The organism is Amycolatopsis sp. NPDC059657 (assembly GCF_042734395.1).
GTDB lineage: Bacteria > Actinomycetota > Actinomycetes > Mycobacteriales > Pseudonocardiaceae > Amycolatopsis.
In genome coordinates this window covers 34,872-59,010 of record NZ_JBHWEB010000037.1, presented here as the reverse complement: position 1 = coordinate 59,010, position 24,139 = coordinate 34,872, and the positions used below count along the sequence as shown (strand labels likewise).

Below are 24,139 nucleotides of genomic sequence, written 5' to 3'. Positions count from 1 at the left end.
CCCAAGAAACCCATCGCGGAAGGCTACGTGAAAGCCCCGACCTTCCTACCGCGCTGTCCGCGCCGACAGGCCGATCGGTTTCAGGCCCGCGGTCATCCGTGGGTGTCGCGAGTGGGGATGCCGCGTTCGCGAAGTTTGGCGGTGGTGTGGTCGACTCCCAGGTGTTCGCCGACTCGGGCGAGCGTCCAGCCGAGACTGTAGAGGTGGATGGCGTCGTCGACCTGCTCGGGGGAGAGTCCACGGCGGTGCATCGGCACGTCGTGTCGTTTGAGGATGTTGCTGACCGGCCGCCGTTCGATGCCGAACCGGTCGCCGAGCTCGTACACCGTTGCTCCGGCCTGGTACCCGGCGATGAGTTCTTGGACCTGGTCGGCGTCGAGCTGGCGTGCCCGTCGGGGTTTGGGGCGCTCGATGGGCGGAACTGCCGGTTTGGTGGGGTCGGGTAGCTTACGGAGCAGGTTCTCCAGGACTTCTATCTGGGGTTTTGTGTTGTAGTACCTTCCCCCAAGGTCCACAGAGGAAGCTCCAGATGAACCCCCTGGACGCCGCAAAACCGCAGGTCAGCGGCTTGCTGAGGGTTCATCTGGTACTGGCTTTTTCGCCAATTTCTCGCCTGTTCCCCCAAGGTGTGCATCCCCTGTGCCAGGCTCGTCGGTGTTCGTCTGGGCTGCGCGCGTCAAACGAGACGGCTACCGCGTTGAGCGTCTGCGCGAAGCGCCGGTTCACCGCCATGGGGCGGTGGTCGAGCGCGTCGGCGAGTCCAAGCAGCGCTCGCACGATCGGACCTCGGCCGCCGGTCGTTGAGGTCGTTTGCCTGAACACCGACGTTCGTCAGTCTGGTGTTGTGGCTCGGCCGAGGATGTGTGCGTGGGGTGGGATGAACCGCAGTGGGGCGTAGTGGATGTGCTCGAGGTGTTCGATGTGGAAGCCTGCGGCTCGGATGGCGGCGGCGAGGTCGCGGTTGGGGTGGCAGCCGCCGGCGGCGCGGGTCCACAGTGGGGTGATGGCGTCCTGGAGGAGCCCGAGGAGCCGGTTGGCGGAGCGGACGTGTTCGAAGAATCGCAGTTCGCCGCCGGGTCGTAGTACGCGCCGGATCTCGGCGAGCGCCGCGTTGACGTCGGCGACCGAGCAAAGGACGAGTGAAGCAACGGCGGCGTCGAAGCTGTTGTCCTCGGCAGGTAGGCCTTCCGCGTGTCCGGGGGCCACCTGCACCGGCACCGGGGCGGTCTTGGCGGCGCGTTCGGCGAGGGCTCGCAGCCGGTCCTCGGGCTCGACGGCCACGACTTCGGTGACGGTGCCGGGGTAGTGGCCGAAGTTCAGGCCGTTGCCGGCGCCGATCTCGATGACTCGGCCGGTGAGTCCGGCGAGCGCGTGGTCGCGGTGTTCGGCGGTGCCGCGTTGTTCGGATTCGGCGCTGGTTCGCTCGTACATGCGGGCGAAGCGCGGGTGCTGGAACGGGGAGAGGTCGGTCATCGGTGTCGTCCTCCTGGCGTCAAGCTTGGTAGCCGAGGATGGTCGCCATGCCGGTTTCGGCGTGGTAGGTGTTGTGGCAGTGGATCATCCACTGGCCGGGGTTGGTCGTGTCCAGGTCGCAGCTGACGGTCTGGCCGGGCAGGACGGCGACCGTGTCCTTACGGGGGCCGGTTTCGCCGAGCTGGAAGGTGTGGCCGTGGATGTGCATGGGGTGCCACATCATGGTGCCGTTGCGGAAGACGATGCGGACCCGCTGGCCTTGCTGGACGAGCAGGCGCTGGTTCATGTCGAGCGGCGCACCGTTGATGCCCCAGTCGTAGTTCATCATGCCGCCGGTGAGATCCAAGGTGTGTGTGACATCCGGGGTCCTGACGGGTAGCCGCACGTCCGGCGCCGACGTGAGGCGGTCGTAGCCGACGCGGTCGCGGTCAAGTTCGATGAGCCGGATCGTGGCAGGCGGCGGGGTTCCGGCCCCGGTGCGGACTAGGGCGAGCGCGGTGGCGTCCTTGCCTTCGGCCAGCGCGACGAGCGGGAACACGCCGTCGCCGAGGGTGGTGACGACGTCGTAGCGCTCGCCCATGGCGATCAACAGGTTGTCGGTCTCGACCGGCTGGACCGGGTAGCCGTCGGTGTGGGTTACCCGCAGGCGGTGGCCGCCGAGCGCGACCCGGAACGCGGTGTCGGAGCCGGCGTTGATGATGCGGATGCGGGCGCGTTGTCCGGGGCGGGCGGTGAAGGTGGCCGGCGCTGCCGGGATGCGGCCGTTGATCAGGTAGTAGGGGTAGCGCAGATCTCCGGCGTCGCCGCCGAGCAGCGGGCTGGTGCCGCCCATGCCGGACATCGAGCCCATCATGCCGCCCATGGATCCCATGCCGCGCCGGAGCGTGGCCAGGACATCGTCGGGGGTCCGGCCGGTGCCGTCGATCCAGTCGTCGAGCACGATCACCCAGTCCTGGTCGTAGTCGCCGGGTTCGGCCGGGTCTTCGACGATCAGCGGCACGTAGAGACCGCGGTCGAGCTGGGTGCCCGAGTGCGGGTGGAACCAGTGGGTGCCGGGGTTCCCGGCGACGAACTGGTAGGTGAACGTGGCGCCGGAAGCGATCGCTTGCTGGGTGAGGTCGGGGGCGCCGTCCATGTCGTTGCGCAGGGCGAGCCCGTGCCAGTGGATGCTGGTGCTGGCGGGCAGGCGGTTGGTCAGTTCCGCGTGGACGGTGTCGCCCGCGCGGACACGGATTTCCTTACCGGGCAGGGTGCCGTCGTAAGTCCAGGTGGTGACCTGGGGACCGCCGAGGTCGACTCGTCCGGCCTGCGCGGTCAATCGGTAGGTGCGGGTCTGGCCGGTGGCGTGCCGCCGGGCTTCGGCATCGGCGATGCGCGGGTCGGTGGGCAGTACCAGGTTCGCGCTGCCGGGGCTGGACGTGCATGCGGACAGCACTCCTGCGCCGGCGGCCAGGAGTCCGGCGCGGAGGATGCTGCGGCGGCTGATCACGTTCACCGGGCCGCCGCTTCGAGTTGGGCGGCGCCGGTTTCCACCTGCGGTTCGGTTGCCGGTGCTTCGGCCGGCGGGAGTGGTTCGACGTGGTGGCGGCGCAGGCGGTTGGCGTTGCCGACCACCGACAGCGAGGACAGGGCCATCGCGGCGGCGGCGATCATCGGCGAAAGCCGCAACCCGAGCAGCGGGAACAGCACCCCGGCGGCGACCGGGATGCCGACGGCGTTGTAAACCAGCGCGAAGAACAGGTTCTGCCGGATGTTGCGCATCGTCGCCCGCGACAGCCGGATCGCGGTGACCACGCCGGCCAGCGAGCCGGAGATGAGCGTGATGTCGGCGGCCTCGATGGCCACGTCGGTGCCGGTGCCGATCGCCAGCCCGACGTCGGCCTGGGCGAGCGCGGGGGCGTCGTTGATGCCGTCGCCGACCATCCCGACCCGGCGGCCTTCGGCCTGCAGACGGCGGATCTCGCCGGCCTTGTGCTCGGGCAGCACCTCGGCGAGGACGCGGGTCACACCGACCTGGCGGGCGATGGCCGAGGCGGTGCGGGCGTTGTCGCCAGTGAGCATGACGACGTCGAGGCCGAGTTTCCGCAGCGCGGCGATCGCGGCGACGGAGTCGTCCTTGACCGTGTCCGCGACCGCGAGCACCCCGGCCGCTTCGCCGTCGACCGCGGCCAGGATCGGCGTCTTCCCCTCGGCGGACAGCCGGTCGCTGATCGGACCGAGCGCGCTCGTGTCGACACCCGCTTCGCCCAGCAGCGTGGCCGTGCCGACCAGGACGGCGCGGCCGACGACGGTGGCGCGGACGCCCTTGCCGGTGACCGAGGTGAAGTCCTCGACTGCGGGGACGGCGTGGCCACGGTCGCGGGCGCCGGCCACGATCGCGGTAGCCAGCGGATGCTCACTGTCGGACTCGGCGGCGGCGACCAGCGTCAGCAACTCGTCTTCGCCGAACCCGCCGACCGCATGGACATCGGTCAGGGCCGGCTTGCCCGCGGTGATGGTGCCGGTCTTGTCCAGCACGATCGTGTCGAGCTTGTGCGCGGTCTCCAGCGCTTCGGCCGAACGGATCAGGATCCCGGCGCGGGCACCCTTGCCGGTACCGACCATGATCGACAGCGGGGTGGCCAGGCCGAGCGCGCAGGGGCAGGCGATGATCAGCACGGCCACCGCGGACACCAGCGCCTGCGTCACCGCCGGCGTCGGGCCGGTCACGAACCAGACGGCGAAGGTGGCGATCGCGACCGCGATGACCACGGGGACGAAGTAGGCCGAGGCGGCGTCGGCGAGCCGCTGAATCGGGGCCTTGGAGGCTTGGGCTGTCTGGACCATCTTGATGATCTGCGCCAGCATGGTGTCCGCGCCGATCTTCGCCGCACGGACACGCAGGGAGCCGGTGGTGTTGACGGTGGCGCCGATGACGGTGTCCCCAGCGTGCTTGGTGACGGGCATGGGTTCGCCAGTCACCATCGATTCGTCCACCGCGGACTGTCCGGACAGGACGGTGGCGTCGACCGGGATCTTCTCGCCGGGCCGGATGAGAATCTCGTCACCGACCACGACCTCGTCGATCGGGATCTCGGCTTCGACACCGTCGCGCAGCACGCGGGCGGTGCGGGCCTGCAGGCCGAGCAGGGCGCGGATGGCTTCGCCGGTGCCGGCCTTGGCGCGGGCTTCCAGCAGCCTGCCCAGCATGATCAGGGTGAGGATCACGCCGACGGCTTCGAAGTACACCTCCCGGACCTCGGCGGGCAGCAGCTGCGGGGCGAGCGTGACGAGCAGGCTGTAGCCGTACGCGGCGACCGTGCCCAGCGTGATCAAACTGTTCATGTCGGCACTGCGGTGTGCCAGGGCCAGCCAGCCGGTGCGGTGGATCGGCCATCCCGCGTAGACCATCACCGGCGTGATCAACGCGAGCTGCAGCCAGTGGTTCAGCAACACACCGGGCACCCAGCCCGCGCCGAACAACGACTGGGCCATCACCGCGAACAGCACCGGAGCGGTCAGCACCGCGCCGGTCACCACGCGGCGCGTCAGATCGGTGATCTCGGCACGCCGTTCCTCAGCCTGGGCGGCTTCGACCTCCGCCGCCGACTCGGACACAGCCTCCGTGGCCCCCGGAGGCGCGGCGTGGTCTTGCTCGTCCGGTGGAGCGCTGTGACCGTTGGCGGTGACGACGAGGGTGCCGTGGATCATGTTCATGCCGCAGGCGAACCCGAACGACCCCGCCTCCCTCGGAGTGAACCGGACGGTCGTGTGCTGGTGCGCGGGCAGCGCGGCGGAGACGTGCAGGTCGGGGAAGACGACGCGGGAGGTACAGTCTCCGCTCTCCTGCCGATCGAACTCGATCTCCACCGGAACGCCCTGACGGACCTGCACGACGTTCGGGCTGTATCCGCCCCGGACGGTGACCTGGAGCCGCTGCACCCCACCACTGACGGCGGCGGTGCGGGCGCGCCGCGGGGCGAAGAAATACCACCCCAGTCCGGCGATGGCCACGACCGCGGCCACCACGACGACGAGGTCAATGCTCGACATGGTCGACTCCTCCGGAAGCGACATCTTTCATGCGTGCCTGATAGGTGGCCGCGTCGATCTGGCCGGACACGCGCTCGCGGACGATGAGAGCCTCGGCGATCAATGCCCGGCACCGCGGGTACGGAGCATCCGCGTCTGACGTCGCCGTGGTGGGCGGGGCCGCCGGTGCTGCCGATGTGGCACGACGCCGGCGGCGTGCGCGTCTCACCGTGACGCTCGTCGTCGCGATCAGGATCACCAGTAGCACCATCCCGATCACGACTGCGGGCCAGTAGCCGGTGGTGACCTGTCCGTATGCCGCCATCACCGCGCTCACCTCTTTCCCCAATCCGCTCAGGTCCACGTCTGGTGGCGCTGTCCACTCTTCGCGCGCATACCCACCCCAGGTAGGGACCTCGGGCACCCCACAGGAGGCCAGAGGTCCCTACTCGCAGCCGGGAGAGAGGGTGACCGTGATGGGTGCAAGACACGCATACGCAGGAGGTGTGACATGCACGAGTCCCCGCCGCGCAACCAGCCGGTCGTTCCCCGCTGGCGCACGGTCAACATCACCCGCACCGAGCGGGCCGGCCGGATTCTGCTCGGTCTGGCCGCGATCATCGCCGGTGCCGTGTTGCTGACGGGCACCACGTCGGTGGTCGCGATCGTGCTGTTGGTGCTGCTCATGCTGGCCGGAGCCGACCTGCTGGTCACCGGCGCGCTCGGACACTGCCCGCTGTACCAGAAACTCGGCTTCGTGCCGCCCTCGCTGAGGAGGCCCCGATGACCACATCCCGTGACCCCGGAAACCGGATCCACGACCCACACCAGCCGTCCCAGCCGGACAAACCCCAGGGGAACAAGGGACATGGCTGGCTGATGATCGCCTGCTGCATCCCGATGCTCGTCATCGCGATCGTCTTGGTCGCCACCGGCGTGGTGAACAGCGGCTTCCTGGTCGCTGCCGTGGTTTGCACGGTGATGATGGCGCTGATGATGCGCGGCATGGGAGACAACGACAACCGGATGTGATCACGATGATGTTCTGGTATGGCAACGGAATGAGCGGCTGGGGCTACGTCCTCATGACCGTCGGCATGGTGTTGTTCTGGGGTCTGGTGATCTTCGGCGTCGTCGCCCTGGTCCGCTACCTGGCTCGTTCCTCGCAGCGCCCCGAGGGCCTTGGCGCGCCGCGTCCCACACCTGAGCAGGTGCTGGCCGAGCGGTTCGCGCGCGGGGAGATCGACGAGCAGGAATACCGGAGCCGGCTGGCCACCCTGCGCGGTAGCCCCCAGTCGGCAAGCGGTTCCTGAACGACCCGCCGCTGAGCGTCCGGAAAGGACAGTGTCATGGCTGATGCCGCGTACGGTTTATGGCCGCTGGTCATCTTGAACACGGTGCTGTTCGCGTTCTTCGCGGTCAGTTTCTTCCATCCGCGCACCAAGCGGGATTGGCGCGCGATGGGCGTGTTCACGGCGTTCCTGGTGGCGCTGTTCACCGAGATGTACGGGATCCCGCTGACGATCTATCTGCTCGGCTCGTGGCTGGGCTCGCGGTTCCCGCTGCTGCGCGATACCCACGCGGGCGGGCACCTGTGGAACGACCTGATCGGCTGGACCGGTGATCCGCATCTGAGCCCGTTCCACCTGGCCAGCTATGTCGCGATCGGCGGTGGGTTCTGGCTGATCGCGGTCGCGTGGCGGCACCTGCACGACGCGGCCCGCGAGAACCGGCTGGCCACCGCCGGCCCGTACGCGCGGGTCCGCCACCCGCAGTACGACGGGTTCCTGCTGGTGATGATCGGGTTCTTGCTGCAGTGGCCCACGATTCCCACGCTGATCATGTTCCCGATCCTGGTCGTGGTCTACGCCCGGCTCGCGCGCAGCGAGGAGCGCGAAGTGGCGAAGCGGTTCGGCGAGCAGTGGACGGCTTACGCCGCCCGGACTCCGGCGTTCCTGCCCCGGCTGGGCTCGCACCGCACAGCTGCCGGCTCATCGCGGAGGCAGCCATGACCACTCGTAGCGTGCGCGCCGGCCTGATCGCCGCCGCCTGCCTGGCAGCGTTCTACGCGTTGGTCGTCGGTGGCTTCGGCGGGATCGACCACCTCGGTCAGCAGGCCGTGTCCGACGCGCCGTGGCTGGCGCTGATCCTGGCCGGGTTCGGCACTCAGGTCGGGTTGTTCGTCGAGCTGCGTCGCCGTCAGCGCCTGCACGCGGGGATGAAGGCGGCGGCCGGCACTGGGGCCGGCGCCTCCACCGTGGGCATGATCGCCTGCTGCGCCCACCACGTCGCCGATCTCGCCCCGATCGTCGGGCTGTCCGGGCTGGCGGTGTTCCTCACCGACTACCGCGTCCCGATCATGATCGCCGGTATCGCGATCAACGCGGTCGGCGTGCTGCTGGCCGCCCGGCGGCTGCGCCACACCCCCGTGCCCACGCCGACGGAAGGCTGACGGTCACCATGAGCATCTTGACCCCCCAACGCCGCCGCACCATCATCCTGCTCACGCTGGCGGTCCTGCTCGTCGCCGCAGCCGCGACGTGGTGGGCCGTCACCCGAACCAGCACCACGCCGGGGCTGGAGCCGCGCACGGTGCAGGCCGGGGCAGTCGAGGTCCGCATGACCCCGCTGACCCTGGACACCACCGGCGCGGCATTCCGCGTCGAGTTCACCACCCACAGCGGAGCCCTGGACCTCGACCCCGCCACGGCGTCCCAACTGCGCGTCAACGACCAGACAATCCAGGGCGGCACCTGGAGCGGGCCGGGACCGGGCGGGCACCACCGCGACGGCACGCTCCGCTTCACCACCACCGTCCCCAGCGGCGCCGGTGTCGAACTGCGCATCACCGGCCTTCCACAGGACGCCATCGGAACCTGGACCGCGCCATGACCACGACATCCCCCGACACGCAGCCCACGCGCGAGCGAGAGCTCTCACCGTTGCGTCGACGAGTGCGCCAGGCAGCCGGGCAAGTCCTCGCGATCGACCGCATGCTCGGCGAGGACCGTTCCTGCGAGGACGTCCTGATCCAGCTCGCCGCCGTACAGGGAGCCTTGCGCGCAATCGGGCAGCACATCCTGGCCTGCCACCTCACCGACGCCCTAGGCGCAGTAAGCACCGGCGACCTGCCCGCGCCCGCGGCGGCCGAAGACGCCGCCTACCTCGCGGGCCTCCTCGCGAACGTGTCCTCACCCCGCAGCGGCGCGCTCCCGGCCGGACAACCGGCAACTCGCCCCGTCGGCGACCACCGGCGCACGGTCACCGAGAAACCCCGACCAGCCATGTGAAACCAGGTGGACCCGATGAGCTCAGCCACCCCCGTAGGGTCGATCCAGACCAGTGCCAAGACCACTCAAGCACCTGGTACTGCCGGTGAGCCGGTCCTGATCGCCTCCGGGATAGAGAAGACATACCGGCGTGGGATCTGGCCGGCCCGACATCAGCAGCAGGTGCTGCGCGGCACCGACCTCACCCTAGCCCCCGGCGAGGTGGTGGGCCTGGTCGGGGAAAACGGCTCCGGCAAATCCACCCTGATGAAGATCCTCGTCGGCGCGCTCACGCCCGACGCGGGCACCATCGTCCACACAGGACAGTTGGGCTACTGCCCACAGGAACCGATCGTGTACGAGCGATTGACCTGCGACGAGCACTTCGACCTGTTCGGCCGCGCCTACCGCATGACCCCCGACGCCGTGGCCCGCTCGCGCCGCGAACTGTATGCCGCACTCGGGTTCGAGCGCTACGCGACCACTCGCGCCGACCAGCTCTCCGGCGGCACCCTCGCGAAACTCAACCTCGGCCTCGCGCTGCTGGCCGACCCGGAGGTGCTGCTGCTGGACGAGCCCTACGCCGGGTTCGACTGGGACACCTACCTCAAGTTCTGGCAGCTGGTCGCCCAGCGCCGCGACTCCGGCCGCACGGTGCTGATCATCAGTCACTTCGTCGCCGACGAGGAACGCTTCGACCGCATCGTCCACCTGCGCGACGGCAAGGCGGTGCCGAGATGACCGACACCGCGGTGTTCGCACGGCGTTTCTTCGCCGACTACTGGCGCAACCCGGTCAACCTCCTCGTGCTCATCCTGGTACCGGTCGTGTTCGTCGTCGTGGCCGCCGGACCGATGGCCGACGCCGCGAAGCTGCTCGGCGGCACCGGCCCGTCCGTCGAGACCGCCACCGCGGGCTGGGCCGCCGGATTCCTGGCCGGCATCGCCATGTACTTCCAGACCCGCGCGGCCCGCGCCGCCGACCGCCGCCTCGTCCTGGCCGGCCTCCCCACCGCACGGCTGGTCACGGCCCGCCTGCTAACCGGACTCGGCCTCGCCGCCATCGCGGCGACGGCAGCACTGCTCGCGTTGGCCGCCCGCACCGGCATCGACGAACCCGGCCGCGTGGTCGCCGGCACCGCCATGTTCGCCGTCATCTACCTCGCCATCGGCGCGCTTGCGGGAGCCCTGGTGCGCAGCCCGGTCAACGGCACCGTGCTGATCCTGTTCGCCTGGATCCTCGACGTCTTCTTCGGCCCCGCCCTCGGCTCGCCCGACCGGATCGCGACGCGCTGGCTGCCCACCCACTTCGTCACCCTGTGGATGGTCGACCTGCCTTCCCGCCACGGCGGCCGGCTCGGCGACCTCGGCTGGGCCCTGGCCTGGACACTCGGCGCACTCGTCCTCGCCGTGCTGGTCGTCACCACGACCACCCGCGTCGCACACCGCACCCGCCACCACGCTGGGCAGCTCGTCACCGGCCTGCGCATGGGATTGCGGGACTACCGGCGCAACCCGGTGCTGTGGGCACTGCTCGTCGTCGTGCCGGTGATCTTCATCTGGCTGTCCAAAGTGATCACTCCCGGCCAGACGACTTCGCTGTCGCTGGTGGAGGACGGGCGCACGGTCACGCCGACGTTCTGGCTGCCGAACGTGCATGCCGGCACGATGACCCCGATCGCGATCACCTCCCTGGCCGCGCTCGCCGGGCTGTTCGTCGTGCTCGACGCCCGCACCGGCGACCAGCGCCTGGCCCTGGCAGGCTTCCGCGTGCCCGCTCTGCTGGCCGCCCGCCTCGGCGTGATCGCCGCCGCCGTCCTGCTCACCACCGCCGCCTCGCTCGCAGTGACCGCGATGGTGTTCGACGCCCGCCAGTGGGGCGTGTTCATCGCCGCCAACCTCCTGCTGGCCGCCACCTACGCGCTGCTCGGCGTCTGCCTCGGCCCGGTCTTCGGGCGCGTGAGCGGCGTGTTCATCGCCTTCCTCGTGCCGTTCCTCGACCTCGGCATCGGCCAAAGCCCCATGCTGCGCGCCGAACCCCCGGCCTGGGCACAGGCACTGCCCGGCTACGGCGCCTACCGGGTGCTGCTCGACGGCGGCCTCACCGGCCACTTCGACACGACCGGCCCTCTCCTGCTGGGCCTCGGCTGGCTGGTCGTCCTCGGCGTCCTCGCGACCCTGTTGTTCCGCCGCACATCCTCCCGGAGGCCCGCATGAAATCCCGACTGGCCCTCAGTGCGGTCCTGACCGTGCTCCTGCTCGCCTTCGTCCCCGCCCAAGCCTGGGCGCACGGCGACGAAGGCACCGACCGCGCCTACGACCTGGTCCGCCAGGCCATCGCCCTGATCGTCAACACCCCGGACGACATGGACGCGATCAGCGACAAGATCAACGACGCGATCGGCGCCAAAGACCCGTCGAACGTTCAGATCCCGTCGGTGCAGCAAGCCAAACAGGCCGCGGACGGGGGTGATCTGCACCAGGCCCGCAGCTTGCTGGAGCAATCCATCGGTGCCCGCGTGCACACCGGCGTGGCCGAACCGGTCCCGATCGGACAGCCCGCCCCCGTGACGGGCGCGGACACCGGCACCGTCGCCGCGATCGACGAGCTGGCCGGTCGCGGCGCGCTCAACGGCGGCGACTGGATCATGCTCGCGATCTCCGTCGTCGTCGGCCTCGGCGGCGTCGTGCTGTCGCTGCGGCTGCGCCCGCGCCACCTACCCCATCCCGGCCCGGACACCAGTGAGGTGAACCCGTCATGAGTCACACCACCGACACCCCACCGGTCCCGGCCGAGGCCCCAGGTCCCGATGAGCGGAGCCGCTACCGCCGCGCCACGGACGCCGTCGACGAGCGTCTGGGAATCCGCGCGATCCAGTACCCGGTGCCCGCCCACGCCAACACCATCAGCTACAGCCTGGGCGGACTGACCGCGGTCGCGCTGGTCATCCTCATCGTCACCGGGATCGTGCTCGGCCAGTTCTACAATCCTGATCCCGCCGCGGCCAACGAGTCCGTCCGCGCCATCGTCAACAGTGTCTACTTAGGACGCTGGATCAGGGGTGTGCACTACTGGGCCGCGGAAGCGATGTACGTGCTGGCGATCCTGCACCTGCTGCGGATCTACTTCACCGGCTCCTACAAACGACCCCGCGAAGGCAACTGGCTCATCGGCGTGGCCATGTTCGCGCTGATCATCGGCGGGCTGTTCACCGGCACCGTGCTCAAGTGGGACCAGGAAGGCTTCGAAGCCCTCAGCCACAACCTGGAACTGGGCAAGCTGCTCGGCGGGCTCGGCTTCTGGTTCGGCACCGGATTCTCCTCCGGAGTGCCGATCCTGGTCCGCCTCTACGTCGCCCACGTGTCGATCATCCCCGGCCTGATCGTCGTCCTGCTGTTCCTGCACGCCCTGCTGATCAAACGCCACAAGATCTCCCCGAACCCGGCCAACCGCACCGAAACCGGCGAACCGGCCGAGCCGTTCACCCACCACCTGCGCCGCATCGCCGCGCTCGGCCTGCTCTTGCTCGGCATCCTCGGGGTGCTCGCGGCGGTGTTCCCGCCCGGCGTCGGCCCCACCCCGGTCGAGGGGATCGAGGTCACCAGGCCGCCGTGGATGTACTGGTGGATGTTCACGCTGGAGAACTGGGTCGGTCTGTCCGGCATCCTCTGGGGTGCCGTAGTGCTGTTCGCGCTGCTCGTCGCGCTGCCGTTCATCGACCGCAACCCGCGCCGCCACTGGAAACAACGTCCCATCGCGATGGGCGTCGGAGCGCTCGTGCTCATCACCTTGATCGTGCTGACCGTACTGGAAGCCGTCACCACCCCCGGCCAGCACCTCACCGGAATGTGAGGACACCATGACCCGCGCCCATCGCAGCCTTCTCATCCTCACCGCGCTCACCGTCCTCGCCCTCGGCACGCTCGCCGACGGCCTCGCCCGCTCGGCCGGGATCGGCGCGGACGTTCAGGTCGCGGCCAGCGCGGTGCTGCTGATCGTCAGCGCCCTGCTGCTGGTCCGGGTGCTGCGATACCTCACCACAGGACAGCCCGGTCGCGTCCGTACAACTCGGCAACGCCGGAGGCGATCAGCATGACAACCGGGTCGATTCTCATCGTCGGTGGCTACGGGGTGGTCGGCAGCCGGATCGCGGCCGATCTGGCCACGGACTTCCCGGACGGAGTCGTCGTGGCGGGCCGAAACCAGGAACGAGCGGATGCCCGCGCGGCCGAGATCGGGCACGGCGTGCGGGGACGTCGGATCGACATCACGCAGCCCGCGACGATCGACGCCGCCCTGGAGAACGTCTCGATCGCGGTCAACTGCATCGACCAGCCCGAACGAGGTCTACTGCGAGCCGCCGTCAAGCGCGGCCTGGCCTACACCGACATCGCCCCGCACCTGACCGAACTCGGGCGAGGCGCCGCCTACGAACGCATCCACGCCGCGGCCACCGAATCCGGCGCCCGGATTCTGCTGGGAGCGGGAATCGCGCCGGGCATCTCGAACGTGATGGTGCGCGCCCTGGCAGACAAGATCGGCGGCGCGACCAGCATCGAAACGGCGTTGCTGCTCAGCGCCGACGACGTGATGGGACCAGGCTCGTTCGACTACATGCTGCAGGAACTGACGATGTCCTTCGACACCCACGTCGACGGAACCGACCGCCGGATGCGGGCGTTCACCGCACCCCGGATCGTCGACTTCCCGCCGCCGGTGGATGCTCGCCGCGCCTACCTGTTCCCGTTCTCCGATCAGGTGCTCTATCCGCGCACCCTCGGCGCCCGGACCGTAGAGACCAGACTGGCCATCACTCCTGCCCGGATAAGTCGGCTGCTGGCGCTGCTGGTCACCACGCGAGCCACTCACCTCGTGGCGACGCCACCTGTTCGTGCGGTGCTCGGCCGGATACGCCGGGACTGCGCCGGACGACCGGACGCGCTGTACGCGGTGCGGGTCGACGTGACCCACAACGACCGCACCGCACACGCGACATTGACCGGTCTGGGTCAGGCGCACGCGACCGCGACCAGCACGGCCGCCCTAGTGCGCTCGCTGGACGACGGCGAGATCTCCCAGCCGGGAGCCTGGATGCCCGAACAGGTCATCACCCCGGCACGGTTCTTCACCCGGCTCGCCGCAGCGGGCCTGCAGGTCGCGATGTCCGATCCGGTGCCGGCCCGATAGCCCGGCAGCCGGGCTGCGAGAGGGCTGGGCTGAATCGGACGGCTGTGCGAGCCGTTGCTCTGGGTGTGCCGACCGCCAGCAAGCACCCCCTCGCGGCAGGCGCACGACGCTGGTCTTACCGTGAAGGCATGGTTGTTCCGGCGCGTGCGGCAGCTTCGCGGTGGATGCTGCTGTCCGTGCTGGCGTTCGCCGTGATCGGCATGCACAGCCTGATCACCGTCCACCCGGCAGACACACACAGCGCACCATCGGGCATGGTCAGCGCCTTCGCGGAGGCACCGGGACCTGCCGGATCAGCCGCGCGGGCGATGGTTGATCAGGTGACGGCCGAGATGGACTCGGCGTGCTGTCCCGACCACGATGCCGCAGCGAACCATTCCGGCTCCTCCGGGCACGGTCACGACCTGCTGCACCTGTGCCTGGCCGTGCTGGTCACCCTCGCCGGGCTGGTACTCGGATGGCTGCTGATGCGGCGAGCACGTACCGCAATCGGTCGGCGCGCTCCGAACTCCGCCGTGGCCAGTGCCGGCCGCGGACCACCGCGCGCCTGGCTCGTTCGAGATCTGTTGTCCTCGCTCTGTGTCCTGCGGCTGTGACAGGGACCGTGCGTACGCGCACGTCCCGAACCGACTCGTCAACAGCTTGCAAAGGACTGACAAGACTATGACCAGGAAGACCCTGGTCGGGACGGCACTGGCCGTCCTGACCCTCGGCGCCGTACTCGCCGGCTGCAGCGGAACCACCAGCAGCCCCGACATGAGCAGCATGAGCTCCACCGCGAACGCCCCCGCCGCGCAGAGCGCCCACAACCAGGCCGATGCGACGTTCGCCCAGCAGATGATCCCGCATCACCAGCAGGCCGTGGACATGGCCAAGCTCGTGTCCAGCAGGACTACCAACGCCATGGTGACCGACCTGGCCGGTCGCATCCAGAAGGCCCAGGACCCCGAGATCCAGCAGATGACCGGCTGGCTGAGCACCTGGGGTGCTGCGACCGGCATGAACATGCCGGGCATGACCAGCGGCCAATCGATGCCCGGCATGGGCAGTAGCAACTCGATGCCCGGCATGATGAGCGACGCCGACATGACCAAGCTGCAGGGCATGAAGGGCGCCGAGTTCGATCGGATGTGGCTGCAGATGATGGTCCAGCACCACCAGGGCGCCATCGACATGGCCAAGACCGAACTCACACAAGGCAGCAACGCTGACGCCAAGAGCCTGGCCCAGAAGATCATCGACGGCCAACAGGCCGAGATCTGTCAACGCTTCTTCAAATTTGACCCTCACAGGTTCCCGGAAAATTGACCCCCCGGGGTTTGAGGTCAGTCTTGACCGAGGCGGTTTTGCTGGTCTTGGGCCAGCAGGTTGCGGCGTTGGCGGGTCCGGTAGGAGTCGCCGGTCAGTGTGAGCACCTCGGCGTGGTGAACAAGCCGGTCGATCATGGCCGCGGCGACAACATCGTCGGAGAACGTCTCGCCCCAGCGTCCGAAGGGCAGGTTCGACGTCACCATGATCGAGCCCTGCTCGTAGCGCGACGCGACGAGTTGGAAGAACAGGTTCGCCGCGTCCTGGTCGAACGGGATGTAGCCGACTTCGTCGATGATGATCAGCTTGTAGCGGCGGATCTTCTTCAACTCGGCTTCCAGGCGGTTGGCCTGGTGTGCGGCGGCCAGGCGGGCGATCCAGTTGCTGGCGGTGTCGAACAGCACCGAGTGGCCCGCCTGGGTCGCTTTGACGCCCAGGCCGATCGCCAGGTGCGTCTTGCCAATCCCGGGCGGACCGAGCAGGATGACGTTCTCTGATTTCGCGACAAATGTGCTCGTTGCCAAGTGCGCCAACAGATCTCGCCGCAGCGACGGCAGATGGTCTAAGTTGAACTCCTCCAACGTTTTGACCGCGGGGAAGTGCGCGGTGCGGATCCGCATTACGGTGCCCTTGGACTCGCGATCGGCGACCTGACGTTGCAGCAGCGCGGCTAGATACTCCTCGTGCGACCAATTCTCGTCGCGTGCTTGCTCGGCCAGCTGCTCCCAGAACGTGGCGATCGTCGGAGTTTTCAGGACCCGGGTCAGATAGGAGATCATCGATGGCAAACCGTCCTGCGGTGGCGTTCCCGCCGCAAGGGGTTTCGTCGTGCTGGTGGTGCTCACGTGTTACTCGCTTTCGTTGCAGGAGCAGTGAAATCGACACCGAAGAGGGCGTCGTAGTCCGGCAGGGCCCGCAACGCGACGACGTGCCCGTCGGTGTGCTGACGGTCCGCTGTCGCACGTTGTTTCCGTTGCGCGGCATAGGATTTACGCAAGGTCGCCGCGACACCTTGGTGGGCGGGATCGGTGATCACGCCGTGTTTGGCCCACGACCGCTCGTGCTGGGCGACGACCTCGCCGTTGCACAACACCGTCACCACCCGCGTGTCGGCGGTGACGTCGACGAACCTGCCGATCACCCGCGGATCAACCGAGTAGTCGACCGTGTCGACGCGGACGTAATAGTCCCGGCCGAGCCTGATGCGGTTGCTCAGCCCGATCGGCGGGGCCACCGGCGGCAGCGGAAGCATCGACAGATAATCGGTCTCCAGCAGATCCACCGGCCGGCCCTGCAACGCACGGACCGTGCGAGCGTTGGCCAGCGTCAACCACTCGCCGAGCTGCGCGTTGAAGTCCGCCGGCGAGGTGAAAATCCGGCCAGGCAAGAACGAGGTCTCCAGGAACCCGTTGTTGCGCTCGACCATGCCCTTGAACTCCGGATCCCGAGGCGGCGCCAGCAAGATCTTCGTCGCCAGCGTCCCCGCGAACGCCGCCGCCGGTGCGCTGAGCCGCCCGGTTCCGCCGATCGCGGACTCGCGATCCCAGACCAAGGTCTTGCTCACCCGGCCGATCTCGCGGATCAGCTGCCACATGCCCGTCAAGATGTCCCCGGCCTGCCGGGAGGGAATCATCGTGGCGGTCAGGAACCGCGAGAACCCCAAGGTCATCACCAATACCGGCAACACACGCTCCTGTCCTGGTGCGACCGGGATCCTCGGTTCTGGGAACCACAGGTCGCATTGGGTGATCTGGCCCGGCTCATAGACCACTCGGTCGACCGGGTCGACGCCGACATACTCCGGCCGGATCGCCGCCAGCCGCTTCTTCAACGGTGAAATCGAGTACGGCCAGCTGATCTTCTGCGCGACCACCGGCGCGGGCATCTTCGGCCACTCGGCCAGCAACGCCCGGATCTGCGGCTCGAACGCGTCCACCACCGAGCCTCGAGCGGCTCGCTCGTACTTCGGCGGCCGATCCGAGTTCAACGCCGCCCGCACGGTGTTACGAGCAATGCCCAGCCGCCGGGCGATCTCCTTGATGGGCACGCCCTCCGCACGATGCAGACGGCGGATCTCAGCCCAGTCCTCCACGTTCAGCACCCTCCCAGCATCGGAGGGGGTCAATTTTCAGAGATCGCCTGGGGGTCAGTCTTCACGAAGCGCCGACAAGATCACCGAGATGAACGGAATGCTCGGCCAGAGCTGACCAACGGCTGCGCAATCGGGGCTGGGGATCCTTGCCGCTGCGGGATCTCCAGCCCGCCGCTATCCGGTTGACCTCGAGATCAGGACACATGCTCTTGCGGGTTCTCCGCAACCTGCCCGTGGCGGCGTGATCGTGTTCCTGCTCGTGGTCGTCCGTGGGTGTCTCGGGTGGGGACGCCGCGTTCTCGGAGTTTGGTCAGCACGGTGGTGTGATCGACGCCCAGGTGTTCGCCGACTCGCGCGAGTGACCAGCCGAGGTTGTACAGGTGGATGGCGTCGTCGACCTGCTCGAGTGAGAGGCCGCGGCGGCGCATCGGCACATCGTGCCGTTTGAGGATGTTGCTGACCGTCCGCCGTTCGATGCCGAACCGGGTACCCAGCTCGTACACCGTTGCCCCGGCCTGGTAGCCGGCGATGAGGTCCTTGACCTGGTCGGCGTCGAGTTGCCGTGCACGACCTGGTTTCGGCCGGTTTGCGGGCGGCGGAGCGGGCGTAAACGGGTCGGGGAGCTTCTGGAGCAGGGTCTCCAGGGCTTCTACCTGGGGTTTTGTGTTGTAGTAAGTTCCCCCAAGGTCCACATAACGGTAGTTATTCGAACCACAGTCCGCAGGGGCGTGACCCGTAGGGGTTGCGCCCTTGTTGGCGTGTTGACCTGTGGCGATGCAGCTACTTGGTGGGTGTGGCTCGCGGGGCACGGACCGTGGGGTGGGGATCGTCGCCGGGGCGTGTTGGTGTGCGAGGGTGTTAATCGTGTTGAACGGCTCAGTCGCTTGGGACCGGGCCATAACTCCATCCTCACTTACACGATGGAGTCTCCATCAAACCCGGGGCGGTTCACAGCCCCTTGTTCTAGTTTTTGGGTTATGAGTGTGGTGAGTTCATTCAGGCATGAGGTGATGCGCGTTGTGATGGATTCAAAGGCTTGCAGGTTGGTTAGTTCTTCGATTTCTAGTTCGGCTCGGGCTTTTTTGGCGCTGGAGCCGGCGAGGTGGGCGATGCCTCCTTTGGATCGGAAGCTTTGCAGTTCTCGCATGATGGCTGTTATGTCTGTGGTGCCGCCGAGTTCTTGGGTGAATCGTCGCAGGAGGCTGAGTGATCTTTCGCCGGGTTCATAGTCTGTGAGGTATGCCTTCAAGGGGGCTGGTTCTATGCCGTCGGCGAGAACCTTTGTCAACAGAAGTAGGGGTGCGCCTAGTGCGGCGGGGTCGTCGGTGAGCGGTCCGATCAGAGAGTCGAACTCTGCTTGAGTTTCTGTGTTGAGTTCTTTCCGGAGAGGTTTTCCGAGTAGCGCCTGGGATGCGGCCATGGCTTCTTTGCGGGCTTTTCTCAAGTCGTGCACGGGGTCGTTTGAGCCTGCCCATTGATTGAGGAAATCGCGGCGGAACCGGCCTTCGTCCATTTTTCCCTCGGGCGGCACGTTGTATGTTCGCCAGTGACCCCACTCATCAGCGGGAAGCTTTTGCCCGATGTCGCCCAAGTAGACCTCGACAAGACCGGTGCTGTTGAACGAGATCTCCACACCCCACAGGCTCAGGCACGACAGTCGCGAGTTCGAAATACGGTATCTCGACGGCTCGGCCGCGTACGGCTGAAGCACTTCACGCTTAAAGTAGACTGGCGTGAGATAATGCAGGCGTGTTCCGTCCTTGTCGAAGTACGTTCCGAGCTGGTCAGGGTCGCAAATGTGCGTTAGCGGCTCGCCGCTCGCAGGATCAATCCCGTAGATAAAGCTGGGATGCTCAACCTCGTTCTCGCGTTCTTCCCAACGTGGGGTGCGCGAGTTCCTCAAGCCTGTCACGAGATACTGGCCCAGGGTTCGCGAGAACGCCGGTCGATTGATCATCGACATGTCATGGAGAACGTGGAAGTCCACGTGTGCCCACTCGTTGTGGAACTCGCCGTCAACACGGTCGAATTCCTCGCTGTCACGCTTGGGGACCCAGTCGAGTTGGATGAGAGCATGACGCTGGTAGGTGGCCAGGAAGTGTCGAAACTCCAACGCGCGTACCTCAACCCGCCAACTGTCGCCGGTGATCTCCCAACGAACGAGGTCTTGATCCCGTCCGGCTTCGTTGAGGTACTTCCACCCCGAAGTGGTCGGGACCGCGTCCCAATACCACAAGAAGGGGTGGCTGATTTCGATTACGGGTGCGGCTGCTCCGGCTGGCTGGCGAGCGTGGACGAAGAACTCAACGTCAACGCCACGCTCAGTTGCGGTGAGTCCGTTGTCGATCCGTCCGCTGTTCCATACGCCGAACTTCCCGAGATCGCGGCCAAGCCACCTGGTGTCTTCCAGCGCGGTAGCGGCCTGCTCGGTGTCGATCAGCACGCACCCTCTGCCGCCGTGCTTGTCATCGGTGAAGAAGTGCTCTTCGACAACAAGCCACTCCACCGGGTTCGCTGTGACGGTCCGCAGATCGGCCTCAGGCCACAGCTCGTCCGGATAGTCACCGGCAGGCCGTTGCCATAGGTCCGCGAGGGTGCCCCGCTGAGGCTCGCTCGTGTAACCCGGGACCATCGGCATACTCATCGAACAAGAATGAACCCGCGCTCCGGCTACCAGGAAGTACGACACGCAGGCCCAGGTCCCTATACAACTCCGGGCCGGAATTGTCTCCTCAAGGCGAAACACTCCGGCCCAGCCTTCACGAAAAGCCCCAAATCAGAGTGGATAGTCCACGGCTCGGTCTTGGCTAGTTGTTCTTGCGGACGCCGCGCTCGTGGGCGAGCCGCCGCACGCTGCGGTCGGTCAGGCCGAACTGCTCGCCGACCGCGCGTGCGGTGCTGCCCTGCTCGTAGAGGCTGACGATCAGGTCTAGCTCTATGGAACACGTCAACCCCTACGGCACCTACGAGTTCCCCGTCGAGCAGGAGTACGCACGCCAGGGCTACCGACCCCTGCGCGCACCTGGCGGCACTCCCGGCGAGCCCATTAGGTGACCCACGACTGCCACGGACAGCGGGACCGTAGCGGTGGCATGTCCACCGGTCGGGTGGACTCGTACGGCTGAACGAGCGACCGGTGCGTCAAATGACGCGGAACACACCCGTAGCGGTTGGTAGAACGTGGTTCAGTGGCGCACCACGCGCGGTTCTGCCCTCGGAGGGTCAGCATGGCGGATACGGGTCGGCACGCGGTCCACCGCACGATGATCCTGGTTGACGTCGAGCGCTTCAGCGCTCCCGGCCGGACCCTGCACCACCAACTCGACACCCGCGCGGGCCTGTACGTGGTCGTCGCTGAGGCGTTGGCGGCGGCCGGGGTGTCGTGGGAGGACTGCCATCATGAGGACCGTGGCGACGGCCTGTTCCTGCTCGTCCCACCCGAGTACCCGAAGGCGCCGCTGGTGGAGGTGCTTCCCGAGGCGTTGGCGCGGGCGGTGCGCGGGCACAACCACACCAGCCACGACTCGGCCCGAGTTCGGTTGCGCCTGGCCGTACACGCAGGCGAGGTCGCCCTCGACCCACAGGGCGCCACCTCCACCGCCCTCACCGACGCGTTCCGGCTGCTGGACACCGCCCCGCTCAAGGACGCGCTGGCGAACTCACCCGGTGTGCTGGCCATGATCGTGTCCCGGCTGGTCTTCGACGATGTCGTGCGGCACTGCGCCACCCTCGACCCGGCCACCTTCCGACCCATCCAGGCAATGGCGAAAGAGTTCCAGGACCTGGCCTGGATCGCCCTGCCCGATCACCCCTACCCTCCCGACTCCAGCGTCCTCACCCCACGCCCGCCGGACACCCCGGCACCGCAGACCGCGTCAGCCAGCCATGCGGCGACCGGCCCTGCCGCCGGCCCCGAAACACACACTCGGCACGGTGATCCCGGACCACGCGGGGTGCACATCGCCGGCGACGTGCACGGCTCCGGACCCGGCATCACCATCGGCGCGGCCACCGGCGACCACCTCACCATCGGCACACCACCGCCTCCTGCACAGCAACCGCACCACCCCCGCTAGCCGACGCGGACCACGGGCACACCACGTCGGCGCCCGACCAGCCCCACCCCAGCACCACCCCGGACGACGGCACCGCGGTGACCACGAGCATCCACGGTGACCTGGTCGCCACCGATCACGGTGCCGCCGTCGGTGTGGTGCACGGCAACCTGAACCTGCACCCGCCACCACCGCGACCCGCGCCGGCCATCCCGCGGCAGCTGCCCGCCGCACCGGGACTGTTCACCGGCCGGACCGCGGAACTGGCCCGCCTGGACCGCGCCCTTACCCACCCCGCCGCACCGCAGGGACCAGGCACCGACACGCGGGAACCGACCACCGGCCCGGCAGGTGCGGGGACGACGGTGCTGGTCTCGGCGATCGGCGGAGCCGGGGGCATCGGCAAGACCTGGCTCGCCCTGGCCTGGGCATACCAGCATCTGGAGCGGTTTCCCGACGGGCAGCTGTTCGTCGACCTGCACGGCTTCAGCCCGGCGGGCGAACCGGTGCAGCCGGCGACGGCGGTGCGCGGATTCCTCGACGCCCTGGGCGTCGACCCGGACCGCATCCCTACCGACCTCGACGCCCAAGTAACGCTCTACCGCAGCCTGGTGGCCGGGCGGCGGATGCTCATCGTGCTGGACAACGCCGCCACCAGCGACCAGGTCGCACCGCTGCTGCCCGGCTCGCCGTCCTGCACAGTGCTGGTCACCGGCCGGCACCGGCTGGCCTCGCTGATCGACCGGCACGGCGCCCGCCACCTGCCCCTAGACGTCCTGTCTCCCGAGGAGGCCCGCGGCCTGCTGGCCGCCCGCCTGGGCACCGACCGCGTCGCCGCCGAACCCGAAGCAGTCGACGAGCTGATCGGGCTGTGCGGGGGCCACCCGCTGGCGTTGTCGATCACCGCCCGCACCGCCGGCACCCGCCCCGGCGTCGCGCTGGCTGAGGCCGCCGCCGAACTGCGCGACCTTGGCCTGGAGGCGCTCGACCACGACACCGACCCGGCAGCCAGCCTGCCCAGCGTGCTGTCCTGGTCCCTGCGCTACCTCACCGACACCCAGCGCACCGTGTTCGCGCTGCTGGGCATCGCCCCCGGTCCCGACACCACCCCACCCGCCACTGCCGCCCTCATCGGCCTGCCCGACCGCCTCGCCCGCAGGACGCCTCCCTGCTGGAACGGCGGCCGGGCGGCCGCTACTCCATGCACGACCTGATCCGCCGCTACGCCACCGACACCGCCCACACCACCCTGCCCGAGGAAATGCGGGAAGCGGCCCTGACCCGGGTAGGGGACTTCCACCTGCACACCGCCCACGCCGCCGCCCGCCTCCTGGACCCCCACCGCGCGCTCGTGCGGCCCGAGTCGCCCGCGCCCGGGGTGCACCCGCACCCGCTGCCCGACACCGCCGCGGCCCTGGCCTGGATGGACGCCGAGCACGCCACCCTGCTGGCCACCCAGCGCACCGCCGCTGCCCTCGGCCACCACCACACCGTCTGGCACCTGGCCTGGAACCTGACCACCTTCCACTTCCGACGGGGACACCGGCACGACGCGGTCACCACGTGGCAGGCCGCACTGCACGCCGCCAACCACCTCCCCGACCCCGCCACCCGCAGCCGCACCCACCGGCACCTCGGCAATGCCTGCTCCCGGCTGGGCCTGCACGAACAGGCCACCACCCACCTGGAGCGGGCCCTGGACCTGGCCCTGCGCCACCACGACCCCACCGACCAGGCCCACACCCACCGGGCACTCGCGCTCGCCTGGGAACGACGAGGGGACGACCGGCAGGCCCTGAAGCACGCCCACTACGCCCTCGACTTCTACCGTGCCCTCGACCAGCCGGTGCAGGAAGCCGACGCGCTCAACCAGGTGGGCTGGTACGCCGCGCGCCTGGGCCGGTTCGACACCGCCCGCGAGCACTGCCAGGCCGCTCTCACTCTGGCCCACCACAACGACGATCCAGATGGTGAGGCGTCCACCCTGGACAGCCTGGGCTACATCGCCCACCACACTGGCGACCACCACCAGGCCCTCGACCACTACCACCACGCCCTCACCCTGAACCGCACCCTCGGCGACGCCTACACGGTCGCGGACAACCTCGACAGCGTGGGCCATTCCCACGCCGCGCTCGGCCAGTACGAACAGGCCCGCACGGTGTGGCGGGAGGCGCTGGAGCTGTACCGGGAACAAGGCCGCGACGCCGACGCCGAGCGCGTCCAACACCAACTCAACGACCTCGACCACACCTGAACCACGACGCTGCCTATTAGAGGTGTTACCGGATAAACAGTCCGGAGGGTTACCGGTTCGAGTCAGTCGGCGGGAACGGCTGTCGGTTCCTGATGGTTCGGGTGTTCCTCCTGCGTCGGCGATCAACATCCACGATGGTCGATATCACCAGGTCACGGGGGTTGTCGCTACGAGTGGATGTTGGTGGTACCGCGTCGGGGGTACGCGAATCGATCGACCCTTGTCTGCGAAGTGCGCAGACAAGGGTCGATTGTTATGTGCTTATGTGGGGGCCGAGCCCCCCCGCCCGGGGACTCCGTCCCCCGGACCCCCTGAGTTTTCGGGTTGGTGGGTTTTTTAGGTTCGCCAATGGATTTCCCTTTCTGCTTTTGTGGGGAATGGCTTTTGCCTGGTGCAGTGATTGGTGAGATGGGTTTGCGGATCTTTCCATCGATTCGTGGCATGTGGTCGTGCGCTGTGCTTGGTGGATCAGGTGCCCGCGGAGATC

The 24,139-nt window shown here is 68.2% G+C and carries 28 protein-coding genes; 18 read left to right on the top strand and 10 right to left on the bottom strand.

The genetic code is table 11. The annotated features are described in order from the left end of the window. Positions 1 to 92: 92 nt before the first annotated feature. The 5 genes from ACFV15_RS21270 to ACFV15_RS21250 form a co-directional block, all read right to left on the bottom strand. Positions 93 to 515, bottom strand: coding sequence for a hypothetical protein (locus ACFV15_RS21270; protein WP_378352223.1), 423 nt, complete (start codon positions 513 to 515; stop codon positions 93 to 95). Between the two features lie 316 nt (positions 516 to 831). Next, positions 832 to 1,473 carry a class I SAM-dependent methyltransferase gene (locus ACFV15_RS21265; protein WP_378352222.1) on the bottom strand — a complete coding sequence of 214 codons (642 nt, stop codon included), beginning with the start codon at positions 1,471 to 1,473 and terminating at the stop codon, positions 832 to 834. Positions 1,474 to 1,492: 19 nt separating this feature from the next. After that, positions 1,493 to 2,968: a multicopper oxidase family protein gene (locus ACFV15_RS21260; protein ID WP_378352221.1), complete on the bottom strand. Its 1,476-nt coding sequence runs from the start codon at positions 2,966 to 2,968 to the stop codon at positions 1,493 to 1,495. Then, a complete protein-coding gene (locus ACFV15_RS21255) occupies positions 2,965 to 5,505 on the bottom strand; it encodes a heavy metal translocating P-type ATPase (RefSeq protein ID WP_378352220.1) in 2,541 nt (846 codons plus the stop codon). Before ACFV15_RS21255 ends, ACFV15_RS21260 begins: the two co-directional genes overlap by 4 nt. Then, positions 5,492 to 5,821 (bottom strand): hypothetical protein, encoded by a 330-nt coding sequence (locus ACFV15_RS21250; RefSeq protein WP_378352219.1) that lies wholly within the window; start codon positions 5,819 to 5,821, stop codon positions 5,492 to 5,494. The genes ACFV15_RS21255 and ACFV15_RS21250 overlap by 14 nt, the downstream gene beginning before the upstream one ends. A gap of 174 nt (positions 5,822 to 5,995) precedes the next feature. On the opposite strand from ACFV15_RS21250, the gene ACFV15_RS21245 reads away from it, so the two are divergent. The 15 genes from ACFV15_RS21245 (at position 5,996) to ACFV15_RS21175 (ending at position 15,248) form a co-directional block, all read left to right on the top strand. Then, positions 5,996 to 6,271 (top strand): DUF2892 domain-containing protein, encoded by a 276-nt coding sequence (locus ACFV15_RS21245; protein WP_378352218.1) that lies wholly within the window; start codon positions 5,996 to 5,998, stop codon positions 6,269 to 6,271. Beyond that, positions 6,268 to 6,516, top strand: coding sequence for a hypothetical protein (locus ACFV15_RS21240; protein ID WP_378352217.1), 249 nt, complete (start codon positions 6,268 to 6,270; stop codon positions 6,514 to 6,516). The genes ACFV15_RS21245 and ACFV15_RS21240 overlap by 4 nt, the downstream gene beginning before the upstream one ends. Positions 6,517 to 6,521: 5 nt before the next feature. Continuing rightward, positions 6,522 to 6,797 (top strand): SHOCT domain-containing protein, encoded by a 276-nt coding sequence (locus ACFV15_RS21235; protein WP_378352238.1) that lies wholly within the window; start codon positions 6,522 to 6,524, stop codon positions 6,795 to 6,797. A 36-nt stretch (positions 6,798 to 6,833) separates the two neighbouring features. Beyond that, positions 6,834 to 7,496, top strand: coding sequence for a methyltransferase family protein (locus ACFV15_RS21230; protein WP_378352216.1), 663 nt, complete (start codon positions 6,834 to 6,836; stop codon positions 7,494 to 7,496). Further along, complete coding sequence (locus ACFV15_RS21225) at positions 7,493 to 7,936, top strand: hypothetical protein (protein ID WP_378352215.1); 444 nt, start codon at positions 7,493 to 7,495, stop codon at positions 7,934 to 7,936. The genes ACFV15_RS21230 and ACFV15_RS21225 overlap by 4 nt, the downstream gene beginning before the upstream one ends. An 8-nt stretch (positions 7,937 to 7,944) precedes the next feature. After that, positions 7,945 to 8,376, top strand: a complete 432-nt coding sequence (locus ACFV15_RS21220; RefSeq protein WP_378352214.1) for a hypothetical protein — start codon at positions 7,945 to 7,947, stop codon at positions 8,374 to 8,376. Continuing rightward, positions 8,373 to 8,774 (top strand): metal-sensitive transcriptional regulator, encoded by a 402-nt coding sequence (locus tag ACFV15_RS21215; protein WP_378352213.1) that lies wholly within the window; start codon positions 8,373 to 8,375, stop codon positions 8,772 to 8,774. The genes ACFV15_RS21220 and ACFV15_RS21215 overlap by 4 nt, the downstream gene beginning before the upstream one ends. Before the next feature lie 15 nt (positions 8,775 to 8,789). Continuing rightward, entirely contained in the window at positions 8,790 to 9,494 is a 705-nt protein-coding gene (locus ACFV15_RS21210) for an ABC transporter ATP-binding protein (protein WP_378352212.1), read from the top strand. Further along, positions 9,491 to 10,969 (top strand): ABC transporter permease, encoded by a 1,479-nt coding sequence (locus ACFV15_RS21205; protein WP_378352211.1) that lies wholly within the window; start codon positions 9,491 to 9,493, stop codon positions 10,967 to 10,969. Before ACFV15_RS21210 ends, ACFV15_RS21205 begins: the two co-directional genes overlap by 4 nt. Beyond that, positions 10,966 to 11,514: a hypothetical protein gene (locus ACFV15_RS21200; protein ID WP_378352210.1), complete on the top strand. Its 549-nt coding sequence runs from the start codon at positions 10,966 to 10,968 to the stop codon at positions 11,512 to 11,514. Before ACFV15_RS21205 ends, ACFV15_RS21200 begins: the two co-directional genes overlap by 4 nt. After that, entirely contained in the window at positions 11,511 to 12,605 is a 1,095-nt protein-coding gene (locus tag ACFV15_RS21195) for a cytochrome bc complex cytochrome b subunit (protein WP_378352209.1), read from the top strand. Before ACFV15_RS21200 ends, ACFV15_RS21195 begins: the two co-directional genes overlap by 4 nt. Positions 12,606 to 12,612: 7 nt before the next feature. Then, positions 12,613 to 12,849: a hypothetical protein gene (locus ACFV15_RS21190; protein WP_378352208.1), complete on the top strand. Its 237-nt coding sequence runs from the start codon at positions 12,613 to 12,615 to the stop codon at positions 12,847 to 12,849. Continuing rightward, positions 12,846 to 13,940 (top strand): saccharopine dehydrogenase NADP-binding domain-containing protein, encoded by a 1,095-nt coding sequence (locus ACFV15_RS21185; RefSeq protein ID WP_378352207.1) that lies wholly within the window; start codon positions 12,846 to 12,848, stop codon positions 13,938 to 13,940. The genes ACFV15_RS21190 and ACFV15_RS21185 overlap by 4 nt, the downstream gene beginning before the upstream one ends. A gap of 128 nt (positions 13,941 to 14,068) precedes the next feature. Continuing rightward, entirely contained in the window at positions 14,069 to 14,536 is a 468-nt protein-coding gene (locus ACFV15_RS21180) for a hypothetical protein (protein ID WP_378352206.1), read from the top strand. A gap of 67 nt (positions 14,537 to 14,603) precedes the next feature. Then, on the top strand, positions 14,604 to 15,248 hold the full coding sequence (locus ACFV15_RS21175; RefSeq protein ID WP_378352205.1) for a DUF305 domain-containing protein: 645 nt from the start codon (positions 14,604 to 14,606) through the stop codon (positions 15,246 to 15,248). A gap of 17 nt (positions 15,249 to 15,265) precedes the next feature. Here the strand turns inward: ACFV15_RS21175 and istB are convergent, their stop codons facing one another. The 5 genes from istB to ACFV15_RS21150 all read right to left on the bottom strand — a co-directional run bounded on the left by istB (position 15,266) and on the right by ACFV15_RS21150 (position 20,291). Further along, a complete protein-coding gene (gene istB, locus ACFV15_RS21170) occupies positions 15,266 to 16,093 on the bottom strand; it encodes an IS21-like element helper ATPase IstB (RefSeq protein WP_378352204.1) in 828 nt (275 codons plus the stop codon). After that, on the bottom strand, positions 16,090 to 17,349 hold the full coding sequence (gene istA / locus ACFV15_RS21165) for an IS21 family transposase (RefSeq protein ID WP_378352203.1): 1,260 nt from the start codon (positions 17,347 to 17,349) through the stop codon (positions 16,090 to 16,092). The genes istB and istA overlap by 4 nt, the downstream gene beginning before the upstream one ends. A 185-nt stretch (positions 17,350 to 17,534) precedes the next feature. After that, positions 17,535 to 18,032: a hypothetical protein gene (locus ACFV15_RS21160; RefSeq protein WP_378352202.1), complete on the bottom strand. Its 498-nt coding sequence runs from the start codon at positions 18,030 to 18,032 to the stop codon at positions 17,535 to 17,537. Positions 18,033 to 18,253: 221 nt separating this feature from the next. Continuing rightward, complete coding sequence (locus ACFV15_RS21155) at positions 18,254 to 19,984, bottom strand: hypothetical protein (RefSeq protein ID WP_378352201.1); 1,731 nt, start codon at positions 19,982 to 19,984, stop codon at positions 18,254 to 18,256. A 163-nt stretch (positions 19,985 to 20,147) separates the two neighbouring features. Further along, positions 20,148 to 20,291 (bottom strand): hypothetical protein, encoded by a 144-nt coding sequence (locus ACFV15_RS21150; protein WP_378352200.1) that lies wholly within the window; start codon positions 20,289 to 20,291, stop codon positions 20,148 to 20,150. A gap of 276 nt (positions 20,292 to 20,567) precedes the next feature. On the opposite strand from ACFV15_RS21150, the gene ACFV15_RS21145 reads away from it, so the two are divergent. The 3 genes from ACFV15_RS21145 (at position 20,568) to ACFV15_RS21135 (ending at position 23,652) form a co-directional block, all read left to right on the top strand. After that, positions 20,568 to 21,416: a hypothetical protein gene (locus tag ACFV15_RS21145; protein ID WP_378352199.1), complete on the top strand. Its 849-nt coding sequence runs from the start codon at positions 20,568 to 20,570 to the stop codon at positions 21,414 to 21,416. Between the two features lie 77 nt (positions 21,417 to 21,493). Beyond that, a complete protein-coding gene (locus ACFV15_RS21140; RefSeq protein WP_378352198.1) occupies positions 21,494 to 22,609 on the top strand; it encodes an NB-ARC domain-containing protein in 1,116 nt (371 codons plus the stop codon). After that, positions 22,597 to 23,652 carry a tetratricopeptide repeat protein gene (locus ACFV15_RS21135; RefSeq protein WP_378352197.1) on the top strand — a complete coding sequence of 352 codons (1,056 nt, stop codon included), beginning with the start codon at positions 22,597 to 22,599 and terminating at the stop codon, positions 23,650 to 23,652. The genes ACFV15_RS21140 and ACFV15_RS21135 overlap by 13 nt, the downstream gene beginning before the upstream one ends. Positions 23,653 to 24,139: the final 487 nt, after the last annotated feature.